This is a genomic window from Streptomyces sp. SID5785 (genome assembly GCF_009870065.1).
Taxonomy (GTDB): Bacteria; Actinomycetota; Actinomycetes; order Streptomycetales; family Streptomycetaceae; genus Streptomyces.
On record NZ_WWIA01000494.1, the window covers coordinates 1 to 21,733 of the forward strand.

Annotated in this window: 23 protein-coding genes and 2 pseudogenes; 15 read left to right on the forward strand and 10 right to left on the reverse strand. The window is 71.4% G+C overall.

The features are described 5' to 3' along the window. The 5 genes and pseudogenes from GTW43_RS15930 to GTW43_RS15950 form a co-directional block, all read left to right on the forward strand. Positions 1-310 (forward strand): annotated as a pseudogene (locus GTW43_RS15930) (glycosyltransferase); the annotation flags it as partial. A gap of 108 nt (positions 311-418) precedes the next feature. Next, positions 419-2,275: a molecular chaperone DnaK gene (gene dnaK / locus GTW43_RS15935; RefSeq protein WP_161302689.1), complete on the forward strand. Its 1,857-nt coding sequence runs from the start codon at positions 419-421 to the stop codon at positions 2,273-2,275. Further along, a complete protein-coding gene (grpE, locus tag GTW43_RS15940; RefSeq protein WP_161302690.1) occupies positions 2,272-2,937 on the forward strand; it encodes a nucleotide exchange factor GrpE in 666 nt (221 codons plus the stop codon). Before dnaK ends, grpE begins: the two co-directional genes overlap by 4 nt. Positions 2,938-2,988: 51 nt before the next feature. Next, a complete protein-coding gene (gene dnaJ, locus GTW43_RS15945; protein WP_161302691.1) occupies positions 2,989-4,182 on the forward strand; it encodes a molecular chaperone DnaJ in 1,194 nt (397 codons plus the stop codon). Between the two features lie 5 nt (positions 4,183-4,187). Then, the gene (locus GTW43_RS15950; RefSeq protein ID WP_161302692.1) at positions 4,188-4,637 is read left to right on the forward strand and encodes a helix-turn-helix domain-containing protein; all 450 of its coding nucleotides are present in this window, start codon (positions 4,188-4,190) and stop codon (positions 4,635-4,637) included. Positions 4,638-4,701: 64 nt separating this feature from the next. Here GTW43_RS15950 and GTW43_RS15955 read toward each other — a convergent pair whose 3' ends face one another. From GTW43_RS15955 to GTW43_RS15965, 3 genes are read right to left on the reverse strand one after another with little or no spacing between them, the layout of a single operon-like run. Next, the gene (locus tag GTW43_RS15955; protein ID WP_161302693.1) at positions 4,702-5,154 is read right to left on the reverse strand and encodes a hypothetical protein; all 453 of its coding nucleotides are present in this window, start codon (positions 5,152-5,154) and stop codon (positions 4,702-4,704) included. Positions 5,155-5,211: 57 nt separating this feature from the next. Continuing rightward, on the reverse strand, positions 5,212-5,418 hold the full coding sequence (locus tag GTW43_RS15960; protein WP_161302694.1) for a DUF397 domain-containing protein: 207 nt from the start codon (positions 5,416-5,418) through the stop codon (positions 5,212-5,214). Beyond that, on the reverse strand, positions 5,415-6,266 hold the full coding sequence (locus tag GTW43_RS15965) for a helix-turn-helix transcriptional regulator (protein ID WP_161302695.1): 852 nt from the start codon (positions 6,264-6,266) through the stop codon (positions 5,415-5,417). The genes GTW43_RS15960 and GTW43_RS15965 overlap by 4 nt, the downstream gene beginning before the upstream one ends. 301 nt (positions 6,267-6,567) lie before the next feature. Here GTW43_RS15965 and GTW43_RS38650 point away from each other — a divergent pair, with 301 nt between their 5' ends. Further along, on the forward strand, positions 6,568-6,828 hold the full coding sequence (locus GTW43_RS38650) for an ATP-binding protein (RefSeq protein ID WP_343246025.1): 261 nt from the start codon (positions 6,568-6,570) through the stop codon (positions 6,826-6,828). 146 nt (positions 6,829-6,974) lie between these two features. Here GTW43_RS38650 and GTW43_RS15975 read toward each other — a convergent pair whose 3' ends face one another. Beyond that, positions 6,975-7,370, reverse strand: a complete 396-nt coding sequence (locus tag GTW43_RS15975) for an Imm7 family immunity protein (RefSeq protein WP_161302697.1) — start codon at positions 7,368-7,370, stop codon at positions 6,975-6,977. A gap of 91 nt (positions 7,371-7,461) precedes the next feature. Here GTW43_RS15975 and GTW43_RS15980 point away from each other — a divergent pair, with 91 nt between their 5' ends. From GTW43_RS15980 to GTW43_RS15990, 3 genes are all read left to right on the forward strand, one after another. After that, positions 7,462-7,980 carry a GNAT family N-acetyltransferase gene (locus tag GTW43_RS15980; protein ID WP_161302698.1) on the forward strand — a complete coding sequence of 173 codons (519 nt, stop codon included), beginning with the start codon at positions 7,462-7,464 and terminating at the stop codon, positions 7,978-7,980. A 178-nt stretch (positions 7,981-8,158) separates the two neighbouring features. Further along, entirely contained in the window at positions 8,159-8,545 is a 387-nt protein-coding gene (locus GTW43_RS15985; protein ID WP_161302699.1) for a nuclear transport factor 2 family protein, read from the forward strand. Positions 8,546-8,791: 246 nt separating this feature from the next. Beyond that, entirely contained in the window at positions 8,792-9,913 is a 1,122-nt protein-coding gene (locus GTW43_RS15990) for a substrate-binding domain-containing protein (protein ID WP_161302700.1), read from the forward strand. Between the two features lie 30 nt (positions 9,914-9,943). Here the strand turns inward: GTW43_RS15990 and GTW43_RS15995 are convergent, their stop codons facing one another. Continuing rightward, the gene (locus GTW43_RS15995) at positions 9,944-10,924 is read right to left on the reverse strand and encodes a LuxR C-terminal-related transcriptional regulator (RefSeq protein ID WP_161302701.1); all 981 of its coding nucleotides are present in this window, start codon (positions 10,922-10,924) and stop codon (positions 9,944-9,946) included. Then, a complete protein-coding gene (locus GTW43_RS16000) occupies positions 10,921-11,946 on the reverse strand; it encodes a helix-turn-helix transcriptional regulator (RefSeq protein WP_161302702.1) in 1,026 nt (341 codons plus the stop codon). The genes GTW43_RS15995 and GTW43_RS16000 overlap by 4 nt, the downstream gene beginning before the upstream one ends. Before the next feature lie 157 nt (positions 11,947-12,103). Between GTW43_RS16000 and GTW43_RS16005 the strand changes: the two genes are divergently transcribed. Both GTW43_RS16005 and GTW43_RS16010 read left to right on the forward strand, forming a co-directional pair. Then, positions 12,104-12,463 (forward strand): hypothetical protein, encoded by a 360-nt coding sequence (locus tag GTW43_RS16005; RefSeq protein WP_161302703.1) that lies wholly within the window; start codon positions 12,104-12,106, stop codon positions 12,461-12,463. Continuing rightward, on the forward strand, positions 12,460-12,807 hold the full coding sequence (locus GTW43_RS16010; protein WP_161302704.1) for a hypothetical protein: 348 nt from the start codon (positions 12,460-12,462) through the stop codon (positions 12,805-12,807). Before GTW43_RS16005 ends, GTW43_RS16010 begins: the two co-directional genes overlap by 4 nt. 122 nt (positions 12,808-12,929) lie before the next feature. On the opposite strand, the gene GTW43_RS16015 is transcribed toward GTW43_RS16010, so the two are convergent. Beyond that, positions 12,930-13,349 (reverse strand): TIGR03618 family F420-dependent PPOX class oxidoreductase, encoded by a 420-nt coding sequence (locus GTW43_RS16015; protein ID WP_161302705.1) that lies wholly within the window; start codon positions 13,347-13,349, stop codon positions 12,930-12,932. Between the two features lie 137 nt (positions 13,350-13,486). On the opposite strand from GTW43_RS16015, the gene clpB reads away from it, so the two are divergent. Together clpB and GTW43_RS16025 are read left to right on the forward strand one after the other, a co-directional pair. Continuing rightward, on the forward strand, positions 13,487-16,117 hold the full coding sequence (clpB, locus tag GTW43_RS16020) for an ATP-dependent chaperone ClpB (protein WP_161302710.1): 2,631 nt from the start codon (positions 13,487-13,489) through the stop codon (positions 16,115-16,117). 172 nt (positions 16,118-16,289) lie between these two features. Beyond that, on the forward strand, positions 16,290-16,826 hold the full coding sequence (locus GTW43_RS16025) for a YbjN domain-containing protein (protein WP_161302706.1): 537 nt from the start codon (positions 16,290-16,292) through the stop codon (positions 16,824-16,826). Between the two features lie 40 nt (positions 16,827-16,866). Here the strand turns inward: GTW43_RS16025 and GTW43_RS16030 are convergent, their stop codons facing one another. The 3 genes from GTW43_RS16030 to GTW43_RS16040 form a co-directional block, all read right to left on the reverse strand. Continuing rightward, positions 16,867-18,012 (reverse strand): hypothetical protein, encoded by a 1,146-nt coding sequence (locus tag GTW43_RS16030; protein ID WP_161302711.1) that lies wholly within the window; start codon positions 18,010-18,012, stop codon positions 16,867-16,869. Positions 18,013-18,203: 191 nt separating this feature from the next. Then, entirely contained in the window at positions 18,204-19,385 is a 1,182-nt protein-coding gene (locus tag GTW43_RS16035; protein WP_161302707.1) for a pyridoxal phosphate-dependent aminotransferase, read from the reverse strand. Then, entirely contained in the window at positions 19,373-19,927 is a 555-nt protein-coding gene (locus GTW43_RS16040) for a hypothetical protein (protein WP_161302708.1), read from the reverse strand. The genes GTW43_RS16035 and GTW43_RS16040 overlap by 13 nt, the downstream gene beginning before the upstream one ends. Positions 19,928-20,203: 276 nt before the next feature. On the opposite strand from GTW43_RS16040, the gene GTW43_RS16045 reads away from it, so the two are divergent. Next, positions 20,204-20,728: a DUF2617 family protein gene (locus GTW43_RS16045; protein WP_161302709.1), complete on the forward strand. Its 525-nt coding sequence runs from the start codon at positions 20,204-20,206 to the stop codon at positions 20,726-20,728. A 92-nt stretch (positions 20,729-20,820) separates the two neighbouring features. After that, positions 20,821-21,733: pseudogene (locus GTW43_RS16050) on the forward strand (spermidine synthase); the annotation flags it as partial.

A 21,733-nucleotide genomic window follows, 5' to 3' on the forward strand; every position in this document is an offset into this window, starting at 1 on the left:
GGGTCCGCAGGATCTGCCGGGGGTGTACGCGGAGGCGCTCGCGGCCGGGGTGCCGGTGCTCGCGGTGGGCGGGTCGGCGGTGCCGCGGGCGGTCCGCGCCGAGGGCACCGGGACCGTGACCTCCTGGGCCGCGCCGCTGGGCTCCGCCCTGGACGTGGCCGAACGGCTCTTCCCCGGGCTCGGTGAGCACTGCCGGTCGGTGCACGCGGCGCAGTACGCGCCGGAGCCGTGGACGGCCCGCGCCGGACAGGTGTACGCCGCGGTGCTGCGCGGAGGCGGAGCGGCCTGTCGGCAGGCAGTCTGCCCATAAGGGCCGAATAAAAGTTGAGTGGGCCAGACTCAGGTCTGTTGACGGGGAGGGGTGGGGTGATGCACCCTTGAGCCAGTTCCACTCAAGTAGGTAGCTGGAGGAATCGAAATGGCACGTGCGGTCGGCATCGACCTGGGCACGACTAACTCCGTCGTCAGCGTTCTCGAAGGCGGCGAGCCCACCGTCATCACGAACGCGGAGGGCGCCAGGACCACGCCGTCCGTCGTCGCCTTCGCGAAGAACGGCGAGGTGCTGGTCGGCGAGGTCGCCAAGCGCCAGGCGGTCACGAACGTGGACCGTACGGTCCGCTCGGTCAAGCGCCACATGGGCACTGACTGGAAGATCAACCTGGACGGCAAGGACTTCAACCCGCAGCAGATGAGCGCCTTCATCCTGCAGAAGCTGAAGCGGGACGCGGAGGCCTACCTGGGCGAGAAGGTGACCGACGCGGTCATCACCGTCCCGGCGTACTTCAACGACTCGGAGCGCCAGGCGACGAAGGAGGCCGGCGAGATCGCGGGCCTGAACGTCCTGCGTATCGTCAACGAGCCGACGGCCGCCGCCCTGGCCTACGGCCTCGACAAGGACGACCAGACGATCCTCGTCTTCGACCTCGGTGGCGGCACCTTCGACGTGTCCCTCCTGGAGATCGGCGACGGCGTCGTCGAGGTGAAGGCCACCAACGGTGACAACCACCTCGGTGGTGACGACTGGGACCAGCGCGTCGTCGACTACCTGGTCAAGCAGTTCAACAACGGCCACGGCGTGGACCTCGCCAAGGACAAGATGGCGCTCCAGCGCCTGCGCGAGGCGGCCGAGAAGGCCAAGATCGAGCTGTCCTCCTCCACGGAGACCACGATCAACCTGCCCTACATCACGGCGTCCGCCGAGGGCCCGCTGCACCTGGACGAGAAGCTCACGCGCGCCCAGTTCCAGCAGCTCACGTCCGACCTCCTGGAGCGCTGCAAGACGCCGTTCCACAACGTCATCAAGGACGCGGGCATCCAGCTCTCCGAGATCGACCACGTCGTTCTCGTCGGTGGCTCGACCCGCATGCCCGCCGTCGCGGAGCTCGTCAAGGAGCTGACCGGCGGCCAGGACGCCAACAAGGGCGTGAACCCGGACGAGGTCGTCGCCATCGGCGCCGCCCTGCAGGCCGGTGTCCTCAAGGGCGAGGTCAAGGACGTCCTGCTCCTCGACGTGACCCCGCTGTCCCTCGGCATCGAGACCAAGGGAGGGATCATGACCAAGCTCATCGAGCGCAACACCACGATCCCGACCAAGCGTTCCGAGATCTTCACGACGGCCGAGGACAACCAGCCGTCCGTGCAGATCCAGGTGTACCAGGGCGAGCGCGAGATCGCGGCGTACAACAAGAAGCTCGGGATGTTCGAGCTGACCGGTCTGCCGCCGGCCCCGCGCGGCGTCCCGCAGATCGAGGTCGCCTTCGACATCGACGCCAACGGCATCATGCACGTGACCGCGAAGGACCTCGGCACGGGCAAGGAGCAGAAGATGACCGTCACCGGTGGCTCCTCGCTGCCGAAGGACGAGGTCAACCGGATGCGCGAAGAGGCCGAGAAGTACGCGGACGAGGACCACGCCCGCCGCGAGGCCGCCGAGTCGCGCAACCAGGGCGAGCAGCTCGTCTACCAGACGGAGAAGTTCCTCGCGGACAACGCGGACAAGGTCCCCGGTGAGGTCAAGACCGAGGTGGAGGAGGCCGTCGGCGAGCTGAAGGAGAAGCTCAAGGGCGACGACACCGCCGAGATCCGCACCGCCACCGAGAAGGTCGCCGCCGTCTCGCAGAAGCTGGGCCAGGCCATGTACGCCGACGCCCAGGGTGCGCAGGCCGCCGGCGGTCCCGAGGGCGACGCCCCGCAGGGTGACGCCAAGGCCGCCGCCGACGACGACGTCGTCGACGCCGAGATCGTCGACGAGGACCGCAAGGACGGTGCCGCGTGACGGAGGAGACCCCGGGCTTTGACGAGAACGAGAAGCCTGACGTCCCCTCCGGCGCCGACGACGCCGAGCCGAAGACCGCTCCCTCCGACAAGGAGGGGGCGGCCCCGGCCGGGGACTCAGCTTCCGCTTCGTCCGCAGGTGATGTGGCCCTGACGGCCCAGCTGGACCAGGTGCGCACCGCGCTGAGCGAGCGCACCGCCGACCTCCAGCGGCTCCAGGCCGAGTACCAGAACTACCGCCGCCGCGTGGAGCGGGACCGCGTCACGGTCAAGGAGATCGCCGTCGCGAACCTCCTGTCCGAGCTGCTTCCCGTCCTCGACGACGTCGGCCGCGCCCGTGAGCACGGCGAGCTGGTCGGCGGCTTCAAGTCCGTCGCCGAGTCGCTGGAGACGGTCGTCGCCAAGATGGGCCTGCAGCAGTTCGGCAAGGAGGGCGAGCCCTTCGACCCGACCGTGCACGAGGCCCTGATGCACAGCTACGCGCCGGACGTCACCGAGACGACCTGCGTGGCGATCCTGCAGCCGGGTTACCGGATCGGCGAGCGCACCATCCGCCCCGCGCGGGTGGCCGTGGCCGAGCCGCAGCCGGGCGCGCAGGCCAAGTCCGACGAGGCCTCCGAGAAGGACGCCGAGAAGGACGACGGTGGCCCGGACGAGGGCTGACGTACGCGTCATTGCGCAGAGCGAATCGAGTGAGGAGGGACGTCGGGGCCGATGAGCACCAAGGACTTCATCGAGAAGGACTACTACAAGGTCCTCGGCGTCCCGAAGGACGCCACCGACGCCGAGATCAAGAAGGCGTACCGCAAGCTGGCCCGGGAGAACCACCCCGACGCCAACAAGGGGAACGCCAAGGCGGAGGAGCGCTTCAAGGAGATCTCCGAGGCGAACGACGTCCTCGGTGACGCCAAGAAGCGCAAGGAGTACGACGAGGCGCGCGCGCTGTTCGGCAACGGCGGGTTCCGTGCGGGACCCGGCGGTGCCGGCGGCGGCACGTTCAACTTCGACCTGGGCGACCTCTTCGGAGGCGGCGCCCAGGGCGGGCAGAGCGGCCAGGGCGGATTCGGCGGCGGCATCGGCGATGTCTTCGGCGGTCTGTTCAACCGGGGCGGCGCGGGCACGGGCACCCGTACCCAGCCGCGCCGCGGCCAGGACATCGAGTCCGAGGTGACGCTCAGCTTCACCGAGGCGGTGGACGGGGCCACGGTCCCGCTCCGGATGTCCTCCCAGGCGCCCTGCAAGGCGTGCTCCGGCACCGGCGACAAGAACGGCACGCCGCGCGTGTGCCCGACCTGCGTCGGCACCGGCCAGGTCTCGCGGGGCGGCGGCGGTGGCTTCTCCCTCACCGACCCCTGCGTCGACTGCAAGGGCCGCGGCCTCATCGCCGAGACCCCCTGTGAGGTCTGCAAGGGCTCGGGCCGCGCCAAGTCCTCCCGCACCATGCAGGTGCGCATCCCCGCCGGGGTTTCCGACGGGCAGCGCATCCGCCTGCGCGGCAAGGGCGCACCCGGCGAGCGCGGCGGCCCGGCCGGCGACCTGTACGTCGTCGTCCACGTCGACGCGCACCCGGTCTTCGGCCGCAAGGGCGACAACCTGACGGTGACGGTCCCCGTGACCTTCACCGAGGCGGCGCTCGGCGGCGAGGTCAAGGTCCCGACCCTCGGCGGCCCCTCCGTCACCCTGAAGCTGCCCCCGGGCACGCCGAACGGGCGGACGATGCGGGCCCGCGGCAAGGGAGCCGTCCGCAAGGACGGCACACGCGGAGACCTGCTGGTCACGGTCGAGGTCGCGGTCCCGAGGGACCAGGACCTGACCGAGGAGGCCCGCTCGGCCCTCGAGTCGTACCGCAAGGCGACTGAGGACACCGACGTGCGGGCAGAACTGTTCCAGGCCGCGAAGGGAGCCTGAGCCAGATGGACGGCCGTCGACGAAGCAACCCGTACGAACTGACCGACGAGAGCCCGGTGTACGTGATCTCGGTGGCGGCCCAGCTGTCCGGCCTGCACCCGCAGACGCTGCGTCAGTACGACCGTCTCGGCCTGGTCTCCCCCGACCGCACGGCCGGCCGTGGCCGCCGCTACTCGGCCCGCGACATCGAACTGCTGCGCACCGTCCAGCAGTTGTCGCAGGACGAGGGCATCAACCTGGCGGGCATCAAGCGCATCATCGAACTGGAGAACCAGGTAGCGGCTCTCCAGTCCCGCGTCGCCGAACTCTCCTCGGCGGTCGAGGGCGCGGCCGCCGCCATGCAGCAGCGCGAAGCGGCGGTCCACGCCTCGTACCGCCGCGACCTGGTCCCGTACCAGGAGGTCCAGCACACCAGCGCCCTGGTGGTCTGGCGCCCGAAGCGGCCCAAGGACTGACCTGACGCACCGCGTCACACCGCGTGGCCCCTTGCCGGAACTGGCACAGGGGCCACGCGGCGTTTCAGCCCCAGACGGCCGACAGGTCCGCGCAACGGACGAGGATCGTGGCGTCTGTGAGCGCGATCTCGTGTGTGCACCCGCCGTCCCCGTCGGGGAGAACCTCGTCGAGGAGCACGGTGTCGACGGCCATCCAGTCGATGGAGTGCCCGTACTCGACAGAGAAGCTCTTCACGCCTGAGTAGCTGATGCGCAGACCTGCGTCGTGCTTCCACTGGTCGGGGGCGAACTCCAGGGTCAGGCCGCCACTCTTGTCGGTGGCGACCTGCATTCCGGAAAGGGCCAGATCCTTCACGCAGCGCGTGTTGCCCGCCCCCAGCGCGTAATGCGCTGGATCGGAGACGAACTCCCGTGCACCGGTGGGCAATTCATCCACAATCCGGGGCAGTTCCACGAGATAGCTCCGCGGATCCACGAGGAATCCGTGGTCCTCCCAGACGGCCGTGACGTACTTCATGGACGGCTCAGCTCCTGTCGTCCCCGGCGCACGGCCGATCCCGGTATGCGGATGCCGTCACAGGACAGACAGGAAGTCGCTCCAGGCCGCTCGGCTCAGCGACAGTCGTGGTCCCTCGCCGTCACCGTTCTTGGAGTCCCGTACGTGGGTCGTGCCGGGGGTGTGGGCGATCTCTACGCAGTCGGGTTCGCTGCCGCCGCTGCTGTAGCTGCTCTTGAACCAGGACAGTTCGGTCGGGTACCCGGCGGTCGTCTCGTGGCTCATAGTTCTCCCAGCACTTGCTCGATGAAGGCCAGAGACTCCCCTGGTGGGAGAGCCTGAGCTCGGATGATGCCACACCTGAGTTCGATGCTGCGGAGCTGTTTCGGGTCGGATACAGGGCGTCCGCCGTAGAGCCCGTGGCCGCGTCCGACGGCCGTCCCGTCCTTGAACTTCAGTACCTCCATGTCTCCGTCCATGCCCGCATGGTCCTCCCGGTCCGTCGGCATCACCTGGATCTCGACCGTCCGCAACTGGGCCAGTTCCAGCAGGTGGTGGAGCTGGCCGCGCAGGACCTGTCGGCCGCCGATCGGGCGGCGGAGCGTCACCTCCTCCTGGACGAAGCTGAGCGCAGGCGCCGGGTCTCGGTCGAAGACCGACTTGCGGGCGGTGCGGGCGGCCATGGCGCGGTCGATCTGGGCGGAGGACAGGGCGGGGCGGCGCATGGCGAACAGCGCCTGGGCGTACGCGGGGGTCTGGAGCAGGCCGTGCGGGCTGTGCGTCCAGTACGAGGTCAGTTCGACGGCCCTGGCCTCCATCGCTGCGATGTCCCGCACCTTCTTCGGGTAGCGGACCTCCGCCACCGCAGGCTTCATCGCCGCCAGCATGCCCCTGGCCCGCAGCACGTCGTCGGCCTTGTCCAGGAACTCGGGGCGGGGGATCCGGGTACCCGACTCGACCTTGTAGACGATGCCCTCGCCGTAGCCCAGGGCGGTGGCCAGTTCGGAGACCTTGAGGCCGGCGGCTTCGCGCAGGGCTCGTAGTTGCCGGCCGACCAGGGCGATCACCGCCGCGCCCTGTACGTCGCCGGGTTCGATCTCCCAGCCGTCACCGTCCGTCGTCGCTTCGGTCATCCGTGCGTACCTCCTGCCGGTCCGGTCCCCGCGGCTCCCCGCTGACGGTCCGTACCCGTGCGGCGGCCTGGACAGGCTGTACAGCCCTGGACAGAACGCGGACAGTGACCGTACGGGGACGGTGAGTCGGAGGTCAGCGTAGGCGGGTGCCGCCACGCTGGGTGACGTGAATCGAGAGAGTGCCGAACGTGCCGTTCCCGTCAGTCACTTCAGTGTCCAGCTGTCTCCCACGCCACGCGCCGCCCGCCTCGCGCGCCTCCTCGCGACGGAGCAGTTACGGGCGTGGGGGCTGGCCCACGTCATGGAGCCCGCCGCCCACCTCGTCGCCGAACTCGCGGCGAACGCCGTCACGCACGGCCGCGTCCCCGGCCGCGACTTCGCCCTCGGGATGTACGTGACCGGCGGCGCGCTGCGGATCGAGGTGACCGACACCAGGGCGGACCGCCTGCCGCGGGCCGGCGCGGGCCGGGGGCTCACCGTGGTCGCGGCGCTCGCCGAGAGGTGGGGCGTGGTGGAGGGGCCCGCCCCGCGGAAGACGGTGTGGTGCGAACTGGCGCTCTGACCCACGGGTTTCAGGTCATCCGGCTGGTTTCCCGGCGAACGGATACCTGCGACGCGAGCGCCGGCGCACCCCCTACGGGCAGGTCCGTACCCGTACGGTCTCCTGCAACCGGCCCGGCGCCCCACCGGCCGCGGCAGTCGTCACCGTCAGTCCTCGATGACCGGGCGGTTCGGGGAGAGGAAGGGGTCCAGGCGGGTCGTCACCTCGCCTCGCGCCATGACGCGTACCCGGAACGCGCCGGGACCCGGCGGGGCCGGAAGGTCGTCGGCGCGCTCGTACAGGAGGCCCCACGATCCGGGAAAGCGCGCGGCGACGAACGCGATCAGGGCGTCGAGCTCCTCCGCCTCGTCCCGTCTGCGGTTGACCAGGCCGTCCACCCGGAGGAACGACTCACCGCCGTGCGCGCGCAGCGCCGCCTCGCCCGTGGACCAGTCGATCGCCTCGACCCTGGCGCGCAGCTCGCCGAGGCCCTGCTCCAGGGTTCCGGCGTCGGCCTCCTCGGGTGACTCCGCGATGCCGAACCAGCCGTGAAATTCGTACATGGTCGAGACTCCTTCGGGCCACCGGGGGCCGATGCGGGCTGCTGTCGGACGTCGTCCGGGATCCGGGCACGGGCCCGCTCATACTGGGCCCATGACCGAGATCCGTACCCCCCGCCTCCTCCTGCGCCGCTGGGTGCCCGACGACGACCTGCCCGCGCTCGCCGAGATCCAGGCCGACCCGGCCGTGATGCGGCACATCGGTGACGGTGAGCCGCGCTCGCTCGACGGGAGCGCCGAGGACGTCGAGCGGTGGGAGGAGGAGTGGGACGACGAGGGGTTCGGGGTGTTCGCCGTCGAGCTGCTCGGCTCGGGGGAGCTCGCCGGGGCCGTCGGGCTGTACGTGGTGGAGGAGCCGGCGCCCGTCGCCGGGCACATCGGGATCCAGTGGCGGCTCGGGCGGCAGTACTGGGGGCAGGGGTACGCGTCGGAGGCCGCGCAGGCCTGTCTGGAGTTCGCGCTCCAGGACCGGGGCCTGGACCGGGTCGTCGCCGTCGCGGCGCCGGAGGACGCGTCGTCCGCGAAGGTCCTGCACAAGCTGGGGATGGCGCGGACGGGCGAGGCGGACGGGCTGCTGCTGCACGCGATCGACCTCACCGAGTACGAGGCCTGACCCGGCCGTGAGTACGAGGCCTGACCCGGCCGTCTCGTCCGTACGGGCCCCGCATTACCCGGCACGTAATCGACCCCCGGTCCGCGGCCCGGCACTGTGAAGTCACCGGAACCCGGGCGGCGCACTCCGACCGGGTTCCGGGTCCGCAACCGCAGCGACCCGCAGGAGGACGATCGCCATGACCGCTCAGAACCGCACCTTCCACGAGGCCGCCGTCGACCGCTACTTCGAGGCGTGGAACGCCCGCGACGCGGAGGGCCGCGCCAAGGCGGTCGCCGCCGCCTGGACCGAGGACGGCAGCTACACCGACCCGCTCGCGGACGTCGCGGGGCACGAGGGGGTCGCCGCGGTGATCGGGGCCGCGCACGAGCAGTTCCCCGGGTTCGTCTTCCGGCCGCTCGGCGCGGTCGACGGGCATCACGGGGTGGCCCGCTTCGGCTGGGAGCTGGTGTCGGAGGCGGACGGGTCCGCGCCGGTCGCCGGGTTCGACGTCGTCACGCTCGACGAGGACGGACGGATCCGGGCCGTGCACGGGTTCCTCGACCGGGTGCCGGCCGGGGCCTGACCGCTCGGGCTCCGACCGGCCGGAGTCCGAGCGACTGGAGTCCGAGCGGCTGGAGTCCGACCCCGATCTGCTCACCGATCCGTGTCCGGAATTCGCCCTTTCATTCTTCTTCAGCCTTCATATGAGGAAGTAACGGACCCGGTTTCGTTGCGGTGTGGCTTCACCTCTTGACGCTGGGTGGGCGGCCGAGTTGGCTTCGAGCCACCTCGGTCGCACCGTCGCGGCCACGTCAGGGAGGTATCCGCAATGAACACGCGCATACGATGCGCCACGACGACCGGCGTCGTATCCGTCCTGCTGGTCTCGCTCTCGGCCTGCGGTGGTCTGCTGCCCGGTGGGGACGGAAGCAGCAGCGAGCCCACGCACAAGGGAAACGATGTCAAGATCGGCCTGCTCCTGCCGGAGAAGGAGACGGCCCGCTACGAGAAGTACGACCACCCGGCGATCAAGGCCAAGGTGGCCGAACTCACCGACGGCCAGGGACAGCTGCTCTACGCCAACGCGGAGCAGGACGCGAAGGTCCAGAACGACCAGCTGCAGAAGATGATCGACGACAAGGTCGACACGCTCATCGTGGACCCGGTCGACGCCAAGCTGATCGCGCCGGGGGTGCAGAAGGCGAAGGACGCGGGGATCCACGTCATCGCGTACGACCGGCTCGCGCAGGGGCCGGTCGACGCCTATGTCGGCTTCGACAACGAGCTGGTCGGCCAGACCCAGGGCAAGGAACTCCTGGTCGGCCTCGGCGGCAAGACGGGCAAGAGCAGCAAGATCGTCATGATCAACGGCTCGCCGTCCGACCCGAACGCGGCCCAGTTCAAGGAGGCCGCCCGCGCCGAGCTGTCCGACTCGGTGACCGTGGCCAAGTCCTACGACACGGTCGGCTGGAAGGCGCAGAACGCCAAGTCGGAGATGAAGCAGGCGATCGCCTCGCTCGGCGCGGACAACATCGCGGGCGTCTACTCGGCCAACGACGGCATGGCCGCGGGCATCATCGAGGCGCTGCGCGAGGCCGGGGTGACGAAGATGCCGCCGATCACCGGCCAGGACGCGGAGCTCGCCGCGGTGCAGCGCATCCTCACCGGCGACCAGTACATGAGCGTGTACAAGCCGTACGCCAAGGAGGCCGCGACCGCCGCCGAGATGGCCGTCCGGGTCGCCCAGGGCCGCACCATCGAGTTCGAGGCCCTCGCGGCCGACCGCACGAACAGCCCGACGACCAAGCAGATCCGCACGGCGAGCGTGAGCGTCGTCGCGCTCAAGCGCGGCAACATCAAGAGCACCGTGATCAAGGACAAGTTCTTCAAGACGTCCGAGATCTGCACGGCGAAGTTCGCGGCGGCGTGTGCGGAGGCGGGGCTGACGTAGGGGTGGCCGCCGCGCCGGGGTGCCGGCCGGTCAGGGCTGCTGTTCGAGGATCCCCGACCGGCCGATGAGGTAGCCGAGCTGCGCGCGGCTGTCGCTGCCGAGGGTGGCGGCGAGCTTGGCGATGTGGACGCGGACCGTGCGGATGTTCATGCCGAGGCGTTCGGCGATGACGGCGTCCGTGTGGCCCTCCACCAGCAGGGTCGCGATGGTGCGCTGGCGGGTGGTGATGCCGTCGGAGGCGGGCTCCGCGCCCAGGTCCTCGGGGGAGGGGAACATGGGCGTGGCCAGCCGCCACAGCCGCTCGAAGGTCGTCGCCAGGTAGGTGATCAGGGCCGGGTGCCGGATCTCCAGGGCGACGGTGCGGTCCTGGTTGGCGGGGATGAAGGCGACGGCCCGGTCGAGCATGACGAGCCGCTCGGTGACCTCGTCGAGCGTGCGGACCTGGACGTCGCCGGTGAGTTGTTCGTAGTGGGCGAGGACCGGGGCGCTGTGCCGGGTCGGATGCTGGTAGAGCGTGCGCATGCGGCCGCCGCGGGCCAGCACGGGCTGCTCGACCCCGAGGGCGGAGCCCAGGAGCTCGGGCGGACGTCCGCCGGGCTGGACCGTGAGCACCTCGCGGGACGAGATCGCGGCGGCCTCCGCGATGGCGTCGTTGATGCGCTGGAAGCCGAGCAGCACCCTGATCATCGGGGAGTCGGGCACCGCGGCCCGCTGGGCGTCCAGGTCGATGAGCGGGGCGAAGGCGGCGGCGATGCGCTCGCCGCGGTCCCGCTGGCGGACGATGTCCTCCTCGACCGCTCTGAGCATCCGGGGGAGGGCGACGGCGGGGGCGACGGGGCGCAGCCAGCCGGGGTCGTCGGTGTCGTCGCGCAGCAGGCCGAAGACCTCGAGGCACGGCGCCGGTTCGGCCTCGCCGCGCACGATGCGGCCCTCGCGCAGGGCGCGGGAGTACAGGCGCAGTCCGTCGTCGCACAGCTCGGCCGCCCCGTGTCCGTGAGCCTGTGCCGTCACGAGTCGCTCTCTCCCTTCGCGGCCCCGGCGTCCTGGCCGAGGATTCCCGACTGGGCTATCAGAAAGCCCAGTTGGGCGCGACTTCCGCTGCCCAGTGCGGCGGCGATCTTGGCTATATGCGCTCGGCATGTGCGGACGTTCATCCCGAGGCGCCGGGCGATCGCCTCGTCGACGTGCCCCTCGACGAGGAGCCGGGCGATGGAGCGCTGGACGCCGGTGATGCCGTCGATCGGCGGCGAGTACGGTGCCGCGTCCTCCAGGATCGGTACGGCGCGCTGCCAGAGCTGCTCGAAGACCTTGGCCAGATAGCTGACCAGGCCGGGGTGGCGCAGCTCCAGGGCGACCTGGCGGCCGGTCTCGCGGTCGTCGGACGCGGGGATGAAGGCGACGGTCCTGTCGAAGATCATCAGGCGTTCGATGAGCTCCTCGAGGGTGCGGATCTCGACGTTGCCTTGCGTCATGACCTCCGCGTACACCAGAGTGCCCTGACTGTGGCGGGCCGTGTGCTGGTAGAGCGTGCGCATCGTGATGCCGCGGTCCAGGACGCCCTGGCCCAGTTTCATCGCCTCGGTGAGGGCGTACTCGCTGCGGCCGCCGCCCGGCTGGACGGTGAGGATCTCGCTGCGGCACTCGGCCGTGGCCACCTCGATCGCGGCGTTGATCCGGCTGAAACCCTCCAGGACCGTGATGGAGTGGGTGGCAGGCCGGCCCTGGGAACTGATGGCCATGAATGGCTCAAAAGTTTCGGCCAACTCTACGGCGAGTGCGCGCCGCTCCTGGATCTCGCGCTCGATCGGCTGGAGGCGACGGGTGAGGGCCGCGGTGGGGGGAACCGGGCGGAGCCAGTCGGCGTCGTCGGGATCCGGGTGCAGAAGTGCGGACTCGAGCAGGCAGGGAGCGCTCGCGGCCTCGGCGCGCGCGAGGCGTCCTGACTGCAGAGCGGAGCCGTAAAGGCGCTTGCCTTCCCCGCACAATTCGGTATCCGCATGAGGATGTGTCTGAATTATGTGTTCTTGAGTCATTCCTCCACCCCCCAGGGTCCTGAACGTGCAGGAACATGATGCATCTCCCCTGTGGTGTTTGCGTGACTGAATGAGCCATCGTCATGAGTGCCGGGGGAGAGAGCAGCCATTGGAAGTGAGGACGAGGCCCGCTATGCGCAAGAAGATGCTTCGGTCGATGCTTGCTTTTGCCTTCTCCGCCGGGATTGCCCTCGGTGCGGTCAGTACCCTCGACCTGCACTGGGGCCACGCGCCGGGCGCGGAGAGCACGACAAGCGATCAGGCCGTCGTTCCCCCGGACCTGCACTGGGGGCACGCCACCCCGGCGGACCTGCACTGGGGTGACGCGACCCCGCACGCCACTCCGGCGGACCTGCACTGGGGTGACGCGACCCCGCACGCCACTCCGGCGGACCTGCACTGGGGCACCTTCGCCCCGGCGACCCCGGCGGATCTGCACTGGGGCACCTTCGCCCCGGTGGACCTGTACTGGGGCCAGGTCGCCCCGGCCGGCGACGAGACGAGTGCACCGGCATGATCACGCCACCCGACGACAGATCCCTCCGCCGCGAGATGGCGATCGCCTACCGGTCCGGTTGGCACACGGTCGATCTCGTGACGGCCATCCCGAACCCGGGTGACTCGCTCATGGTCACCCTGTTCGGGGAGCCGATCATCGTGGCGCGGGATGACGACGACGACATCCGGGCCTACCGGTGTCTGCGTCGCCCGCGCGGCGCCCCCCAGCCCGTGCGGACCGTCGTCCGGTACGGAATGATCTTCGTCAATCTCGACCAGCGGGACCACCAGCTGGTCGGAGCGGCGGAGGACGGGGCCGAGCAGGCCCCGCACAGCACCACAGCCACCCCCCGCAGTGCCTGACGCGATTCCCCCGTCGTTGTAGATCGCGCAGGTGCTTCCCCCCGCAGCGGCGTCACCGTGGAACCTGAACCACGGTGGCGCCGCTGCAGCTTGTGCGGGTGCGGGTGCGGGTGCGGCCGAGATCAGTCGTCGAAGACCGCGTTGCCCGTCGCGCGGGTCACCTCGATCTCGATGACGATCCGCTCCGGATTGGGCCGGGGCGCGCGCGTGTACCGCTCGGCGTAGCGCCGCTCCGCGTCGGCGACGCGCTCGGGCTCGGTGCGGACGGTGGCCGTCCCCTCCAGCGTCGCCCAGCGCCGCCCGTCCACCTGGCAGACCGCGACCCGGGCCGTGGGCGCCCCCGCCAGGACGTGCGCGGCCTTGCGCGTGCCCCGGCCCGTGATCACCCGTGCGGTCCGGCTCGCGGCGTCGTACGTCACGCCGACCGGGACGACGTGCGGGGTGCCGTCCGCGCGCAGGGTCGTCAGGGTGCACAGGTGCCGTTCCCGCCAGAAGTCCAGGAAGGCCCGGTCCGGATCGGCCAGGTCGATGCGCTTCGCCATGCCCGGAACCTATCCCGGAGCCTCGCTCCGCGTTACCTTGAGCGGAATAGACTCAACTTTGTGTACGCTGAAGTCGTCAGAGTTGTGGGAGGCGGACCCGAGCGGGCCTGCGGACGGACGTGGAGGAGAACGAGTACGTGGACGCCGAGCTGACGAACCGGAGCCGTGACGCGATCAACGCGGCCACCAGCCGGGCCGTGTCCGGGGGGCACCCGGATCTGACCCCGGCGCATCTGCTCCTGGCCCTGCTCGAGGGCCAGGACAACGAGAACATCGTGGATCTGCTGGCGGCCGTCGAGGCCGACCAGGCACAGGTGCGGTCCGGCGCCGAGCGGGTGCTCGCGGCCCTGCCCAGCGTCGCCGGTTCCACCGTCGCGCCCCCGCAGCCCAGCCGCGAGCTGCTCGCGGTCATCGCCGACGCGGCGGACCGCGCCAAGGAGCTGGGGGACGCGTACCTGTCCACCGAGCATCTGCTGATCGGCATCGCCGCACAGGGCGGCGCCACCGGCGAGGTACTGACACAGAACGGGGCCGGGGCGAAGCCGCTGGCCGAGGCGTTCGCGAAGAGCAGGGGAGGACGCCGGGTGACCACACCCGACCCGGAGGGCTCGTACAAGGCACTCGAGAAGTTCGGCACCGACTTCACGGCCGCCGCACGCGAGGGCCGGCTCGACCCGGTCATCGGCCGCGACCAGGAGATCCGCCGCGTCGTGCAGGTGCTGTCGCGCCGCACGAAGAACAACCCGGTGCTCATCGGCGAGCCCGGCGTCGGCAAGACCGCCGTCGTCGAGGGCCTCGCCCAGCGCATCGTGAAGGGCGACGTCCCGGAGTCCCTCAAGAACAAGCGGCTGGTCTCGCTCGACCTCGGCGCGATGGTCGCGGGCGCCAAGTACCGCGGCGAGTTCGAGGAGCGCCTCAAGACCGTCCTCTCCGAGATCAAGGAGAGCGACGGGCAGGTCATCACGTTCATCGACGAGCTGCACACGGTCGTCGGCGCGGGCGCCGGCGGCGACTCCGCCATGGACGCGGGGAACATGCTGAAGCCCATGCTCGCCCGCGGCGAGCTGCGCATGGTCGGCGCCACGACCCTCGACGAGTACCGCGAGCGCATCGAGAAGGACCCCGCGCTGGAGCGCCGCTTCCAGCAGGTCCTGGTCGCCGAGCCGTCCGTCGAGGACTCCGTCGCGATCCTGCGCGGGCTCAAGGGGCGTTACGAGGCGCACCACAAGGTGCAGATCGCCGACAGCGCGCTCGTCGCCGCCGCCACGCTCTCCGACCGGTACATCACCTCCCGCTTCCTGCCCGACAAGGCCATCGACCTCGTCGACGAGGCCGCCTCCCGGCTCCGCATGGAGATCGACTCCTCGCCCGTCGAGATCGACGAGCTGCAGCGCTCCGTCGACCGGCTGCGCATGGAGGAGCTCGCGCTCAGCAAGGAGACCGACCCGGCGAGCCGGCAGCGGCTCGAGAAGCTGCGCCGCGACCTCGCCGACAAGGAGGAGGAGCTGCGCGGCCTCACCGCCCGCTGGGAGAAGGAGAAGCAGTCCCTCAACCGGGTGGGTGAGCTGAAGGAGAGGCTCGACGAACTGCGCGGCCAGGCCGAGCGCGCCCAGCGCGACGGCGACTTCGACACCGCCAGCAAGCTGCTCTACGGCGAGATCCCGACCCTGGAGCGCGACCTCGAGGAGGCCTCCGAGGCGGAGGAGGAGGTCTCCCGGGACACCATGGTCAAGGAGGAGGTCGGACCGGACGACATCGCGGACGTCGTCGGGTCCTGGACCGGCATCCCCGCCGGCCGCCTCCTGGAGGGCGAGACGCAGAAGCTGCTGCGCATGGAGGACGAGCTCGGCAAGCGGCTGATCGGGCAGAGCGAGGCCGTGCGCGCCGTCTCCGACGCGGTCCGGCGCACCCGCGCGGGCATCGCCGACCCGGACCGGCCCACCGGCTCCTTCCTCTTCCTCGGCCCGACCGGCGTCGGCAAGACCGAGCTGGCCAAGGCGCTCGCCGACTTCCTCTTCGACGACGAGCGGGCCATGGTCCGCATCGACATGTCGGAGTACGGCGAGAAGCACTCCGTGGCCCGGCTCGTCGGGGCGCCCCCCGGCTACGTCGGCTACGAGGAGGGCGGCCAGCTCACGGAGGCGGTGCGGCGCCGGCCGTACTCGGTGGTGCTCCTCGACGAGGTCGAGAAGGCGCACCCCGAGGTCTTCGACGTGCTGCTCCAGGTCCTCGACGACGGGCGGCTCACCGACGGCCAGGGCCGTACGGTCGACTTCCGGAACACGATCCTGATCCTCACGTCGAACCTGGGCAGCCAGTTCCTGAGCGGACAGGGCGCGGCCGGGACCACGGCGTCGGCGTCGGCCTCGGCGTCGGCCGAGGAGCGCAAGCGGCAGGTCCTGGAGGTCGTCCGGGCCTCCTTCAAGCCCGAGTTCCTGAACAGGCTGGACGACCTCGTCGTCTTCTCCGCGCTGGACAAGGACGAGCTGCGGCGCATCGCCGGCCTCCAGATCGACCGGCTCGCCCGGCGGCTCGCCGAGCGCCGGCTGACCCTCGAGGTCTCCGACGCGGCGCTGTCCTGGCTGGCGGACGAGGGCGACGACCCGGCGTACGGGGCGCGGCCGCTGCGGCGCCTCGTCCAGACGGCCATCGGGGACCGGCTGGCCCGGGAGATCCTCGCCGGGGAGGTCACGGACGGGGACACGGTGCGGGTGGACGCGTTCGGGGACGGGCTGATCGTGGGGCCGGCGACGGGGAAGTCGCTGTAGGGGAGGCCGCGGCAGGAGCCCGGCGGGGCTCCCCGCGTCCCTGACGTCCGGACCCGCCCCGCGGCGGGTCGCGCCGGGAGCGAACAGACCGGGGCACACGGGCGGCCGGGCTTGCCCCGAGGGGGCCCCTCTGAGAGAGGATGAGCCGTATCCGTACGAAGGGACCAGACACGTGAGCATCGACCCGTCCTCGATTCCGAATTTCGGGGCGCAGCCCGATCCCCAGGGGGCGGGACCGTCGGGCCCCGTCATCCCCGACCAGGACCTGGTCAAGCAGCTCCTGGAGCAGATGGAGCTCAAGTACGTCGTCGACGAGGAGGGAGACCTCGCGGCGCCGTGGGAGGAGTTCCGGACGTACTTCATGTTCCGCGGCGAGGGCGACCAGCAGGTCTTCTCGGTGCGGACGTTCTACGACCGCCCGCACAGCATCGACATCAAGCCGCAGCTCCTGGAGTCGATCGACGACTGGAACCGCCGCACGCTGTGGCCGAAGGTCTACAGCCACACCCACGACGACGGGCAGGTCCGCCTCATCGGCGAGGCCCAGATGCTGATCGGCACCGGTGTCTCCCTGGAGCACTTCGTGTCGTCGGTGGTCAGCTGGGTGCGCGCCGCGATCGAGTTCGACCGCTGGCTCGTGGAGCAGCTCGGCCTGGAGGCCGACGTCGACTCGGCCGGGGACGAGAAGCCCGGCGACGACACGGAGTGAGCCCGGCCCAGGTCCTGTCCTCGGAGTGCGGAGACAGGACCTACAGCGGGGTGTGTGCGTAGACGACGAGGTACGCCCCGTACGCCGTCGAGAACCCGGCCAGCGCGCCAAGGACCGTCAGGGCCTGCGCGGGCCGGGTTCTCCATGTCGTGGCCAGGGCGCACGCGAGCGGCAGCAGCAGCGGGAACGCGGGTACGAGGAAGCGCGGCTTGGACGCGAAGAAGCCCGCGCCGCCCAGCGTGACGAGCAGCAGGACCCCGCTGTACACGAGGAGCGGGAGCGGGGCGCGGCCCAGGAGCAGCAGCGCGTACAGCAGGACCGCGAGCGCGACGGTCAGCAGGGCCGTGGGCACGACGAACCGGTCACCGTGCAGCAGCAGCCCCCGCACGGTGCGCACCGCACCGGCCCCGAGGTCGAACGAGGAACCCCAGCGCCGCTGCACCGCGAAGTAGCCGCCGAGCGGGTCGCCGGTGCGCACCCCGACCCATCCGACGTACGCGCACCAGCCCGCCGGGGCGAGCAGTGCGCCCGTCCACAGCCTGTGGGTAACTCCGCCGCGCCGCCGGACCACCTCCGCCGCGGCGGCCGCGACGACGGCGGCGGCGACCGCGCAGCCGTTGGGCCGGGCCAGTCCGGCCAGGGCGGCGAGCGCACCCGCCCACAGCCAGTTCCGGTCGAGGACCGCGGCCAGGGACCAGGCGGCCAGCGCGCTGAGCAGCGGTTCGGTGTAGCCGAGCGAGAGCACGACGGCGTGCGGCAGCAGCCCCCACAGGACGACGAGCACGCCCGCCGTCACGGGGCCGTGCAACCGGGTGCCGATCCGGTGGATGCCGAGAGCTGCGGCGAGTGCGGCAGTCCAGGCGACGAGCAGTCCGCAGGCGCCCCCGGACAGGAACGGCAGCACGGTGTGCAGCGCCCTGATCAGCGCCGGGTAGAGCGGGAAGAAGGCCAGGTCGCTCTGGACGACGGGCCCGAAGTGGAGGGTGCGGGCGCCGTAGCCGTGCGCGGCGATCCCCAGGTACCACAGCGAGTCCCAGGTGCGCCCGAGCACGCCGAGCGGATGCTGCCCGGTCAGCCGGGCGGCGACCACGACGGCCGCGGCCCCCGTCAGCCGGGCCGCGGCGAACAGGCCGAGGGCGGTGAGCGCCGGGGCGGACCACCGGCCGGAGCGGCGCGGCCGGGGCACGGCGGACCGGCCGGTGGTCCGGCCGGTGGTCCGCCCCGCGGCCGGGGGCGCGAGCTGCTGCTGAGTCACACCACCGCACCCTGGACACCCCCGCCGCCGGGCGCCAGCCGGGCTGATCCGGCCGGACCCGCCGCGTCCCGGATCGGGTGGGCCGGGGCCCGGGCGCGGCGCGGCGGCGTGACAGGGCGGCGTCAGGCCTTGAGCCGGGTGACCGCCTCGCTCAGGACCTCGTCCTTCTTGCAGAAGGCGAAGCGGACGAAGGGCGCGCCCGCGGCGCGGTCGTCGTAGAAGACGGCGTTCGGGATCGCGACGACGCCGCAGCGCTCGGGCAGCGCACGGCAGAACGCGAAGCCGTCGTCGAAGCCGAGGGGCCGCACGTCCGTGGTGACGAAGTAGGTGCCCCGGGGCCGGAAGACGGTGAACCCGGCGTCGGCGAGCCCCGCCGAGAGGAGGTCCCGCTTGGCGGTCATCGAGGCGCGGAAGTCCGCGAAGTAGGAGTCCGGCAGGGCGAGCGCCTCGGCGATCGCGTACTGGAAGGGGCCCGCGGAGACGTAGGTGAGGAACTGCTTCGCCGAGCGGACGGCGGTGACCAGCTCCGGCGCCGAGGTCACCCAGCCGACCTTCCAGCCGGTGAAGGAGAACGTCTTGCCGCTCGACCCGATCGTCACGGTCCGCCCGCGCATCCCGGGCAGCGTGGCGAGCGGGACGTGCTCGGCGTCGTCGTAGGTCAGGTGCTCGTACACCTCGTCGGTGACGACGAGCAGGTCGCGCTCGACGGCGAGTTCGGCGACGGCGGTCAGCTCGGCGCGGGTGAGGACGGTGCCGGTCGGGTTGTGCGGGGTGTTGAGCAGGAGCAGCCGGGTGCGCGGGGTGATCGCGTCGCGCAGCTCGTCCAGGTCGAGGCGGAAGGCGCCCTCGTGCGGCCGCAGGGTGACGGGCACCCGGGTGCCGCCCGCGAGCGCGATGCTCGCCGCGTACGAGTCGTAGTACGGCTCCAGGGCGACGACCTCGTCGCCGGGCTCGACCAGGGCGAGCAGCGAGGCGGCGATCGCCTCGGTCGCGCCCGCGGTGACGAGCACCTCGGTGTCCGGGTCGAACTCCAGGCCGTAGCGGCGCTGCTGGTGGCCGGCGATCGCGGTGCGCAGCTCGGGGACGCCGGGGCCCGGCGGGTACTGGTTGCCCCGCCCGTCGCGCAGCGCCCGGACGGCGGCCTCGCGCACCTGCTCGGGGCCGTCGGTGTCGGGGAAGCCCTGCCCGAGGTTGATGGCCCCGGTCCGCACGGCCAGCGCGGACATCTCCGCGAAGATCGTGGTCCCGAACTCGGCGAGCCGGCGGTTCAGCAGAGGACGCGCGCTGGAGGTCATGGCGGCCATCCTGCGCCGAACCTCTGGAGTTCCTCAACTCTGCTTTGACCGGGTGCGGGTCCGGGAATCCCCCAGGCACGCCCGTTCGGGCGGCCCTCGGGGACCACCGGGTTCGCGAGGGGTTCGGGGGACAGGAAAGGGGGACCGGTGATGCAGGCATTCATCATCGTGGTCTTCATCGCGGTGCTCTTCGCCATCGCGATCGGTGCGGCCCGGGCGGGCGCCGCCGGCCGGCGGCGCGCGTCGTTGACGAAGAACAGCGGGGCCCGGGGCTCGCGCCGGAGCAACGCGAGCTGGTGGGCGGGGTCCGGCGGGGCGGCGAGCAGCGGATCCTCGTGCTCGTCGGGGTCGTCCGGCCACCACCACTCCTGCGGCGGCAGCTCTTCGTGCAGCAGCAGTTCGTCCTGCGGCGGCGGGTCCTCGTGCGGCGGCGGCTCGTCGTGCGGCGGCGGGGGCGGGTGCGGCGGCGGCAGCTGACGCCGTTCCGGATCGTGCGGCTCACCCGGGCACCACTGACACGGGGCAGTGGTGCCCGGGTGAGCCGCACCCATGTCGTGACCGGACACCTGTGCGGTCACGTACCCGCAGGTGGTGCGCCGGGCGCGAAAGGTTGCGCGGAAAGTTGAACAGGTGAGCTGTGCAGCGCCCGGGCGGATGGAAACCAACCGAAGTTGGGTAAAAACGCTGTGACGGCGACAGTGCTCATGATTCCCTTTTAATCGTCAACGCAGCCCTCGTACTACGTACTCATCGCGTTCGCGTGGGCACGAGCCGGTCCCTTTGACGAAGCCGGCCCCACCTCCTTTGCGTGCAAGCGGAGCCGACCCATGCTCACGACCCTGAACACCGCCTACACCGACACGAGTGCCGCCGACCTGGCCTGGACACTCGGACGCGAGCCCCTCCCCGCGCTCGCGACACTCGACCTCGAACTGGCCGGGGCGACCATGCAGTTGCGTCTCCTCGGCGCCTCCCACCAAGTGCTGCTGGAGGAGGAGAGCGGCAGCTGCTCGGAGACGGTCGCCTGTATGCCCGGCAGCAGCACTCCCCTCCCGCTCGGCGTGGCCAAGCGCGTGGGCGACTGGGAGTACGAGTTCGCCGCACGGGTGGAGAACCTGACGAAGGGACAGTTCGCGGGCCGCGCCCAGGAACTGCTCGCTCTCGTGGCCGACCATCCGAACGGACTGGCGGGTGTCTTCCCCGGCAGCCCGCACGCCTTCACGGCGATGCTCGCCCACCGCCACCAGGGCCAGGTGCACTGGCGCACCTGGCACGCCTACCCCCAGGACGGTCAACTCGTCGCCACCCGCAGCCGGGTGGGCGTACGGGTGCCGGTCGCCGCGGCGGTGTAGGTCACCGGCCCGGTGCGGGGTATGCGTCCCGGCGCCTGTTCCACACGTGTGGGTGACAGGGTGCGCTCGTACGGTGACGTAGCGTTCCAGGCGTGATCGAACCGCACGCGCCCGCCCCGCCCGGCGGCGCCGGGGCAGCCCGGCCGCCGGGCGCGCCGGACCGTGCCCGCGTCCCGCTGCCGGTCACCCCGGGCACGGGCCGGTTCCTCGTCCTCCTCGGCGTCTTCGTGTGCGCGGCCTGCGGCCTCGTCTACGAGCTCGAACTGGTGGCGCTGGCCTCGTACCTGATGGGCGACTCGGTCACCCAGGCCTCCGTCGTGCTGTCCGTCATGGTCTTCGCGATGGGCCTCGGCTCGCTCGCCGCCAAGCGGCTGCGGTACCGGGCGGCGGCCGGCTTCGGCATGGTCGAGGCCGTGCTCGCCCTGGTCGGCGGATGCAGCGCCATAGCGCTCTACGCGGTCTTCGCGTGGACCGGCGACTGGGGCGGGGCCTGGAGAGACGGGCCGCGCTTCCTGCTGGTCGGGTTCTCGCTGGCCATCGGCGTGCTCATCGGCGCCGAGGTCCCGCTCCTGATGGTGCTCATCCAGCGCATCCGCAGACAGGACCCGGGCGGGGCCGTCGCCGACCTGTTCGCCGCCGACTACGTGGGCGCGCTCGTCGGCGGGCTCGCCTTCCCGTTCCTCATGCTCCCGATGCTCGGCCAGCTCACCGGCGCCCTGCTCACCGGGGTGGTCAACGCGGTGGCGGGCGGCGCCCTCGTCCTCGGCCTGTTCCGGCGCGACCTCAGCGTGCGCAGCCGGCGGCTGCTCCTCGTCGCCAATCTGACGGTGCTCGGCGTGCTGGCCGGCGCCTGGCTCCAGGTCGACTCCTTCGAGCAGGCGGCGCGGGAGGCCCTGTTCGGGGCGCCCGTGCGGATCGCGCAGCGCAGCGGCGAGCAGGAGGTCGTCCTCACCGGCGAGGCGGACGGCGCCCCCGGGCTCTTCGTCGACGGCCGGCCGGCGGGCA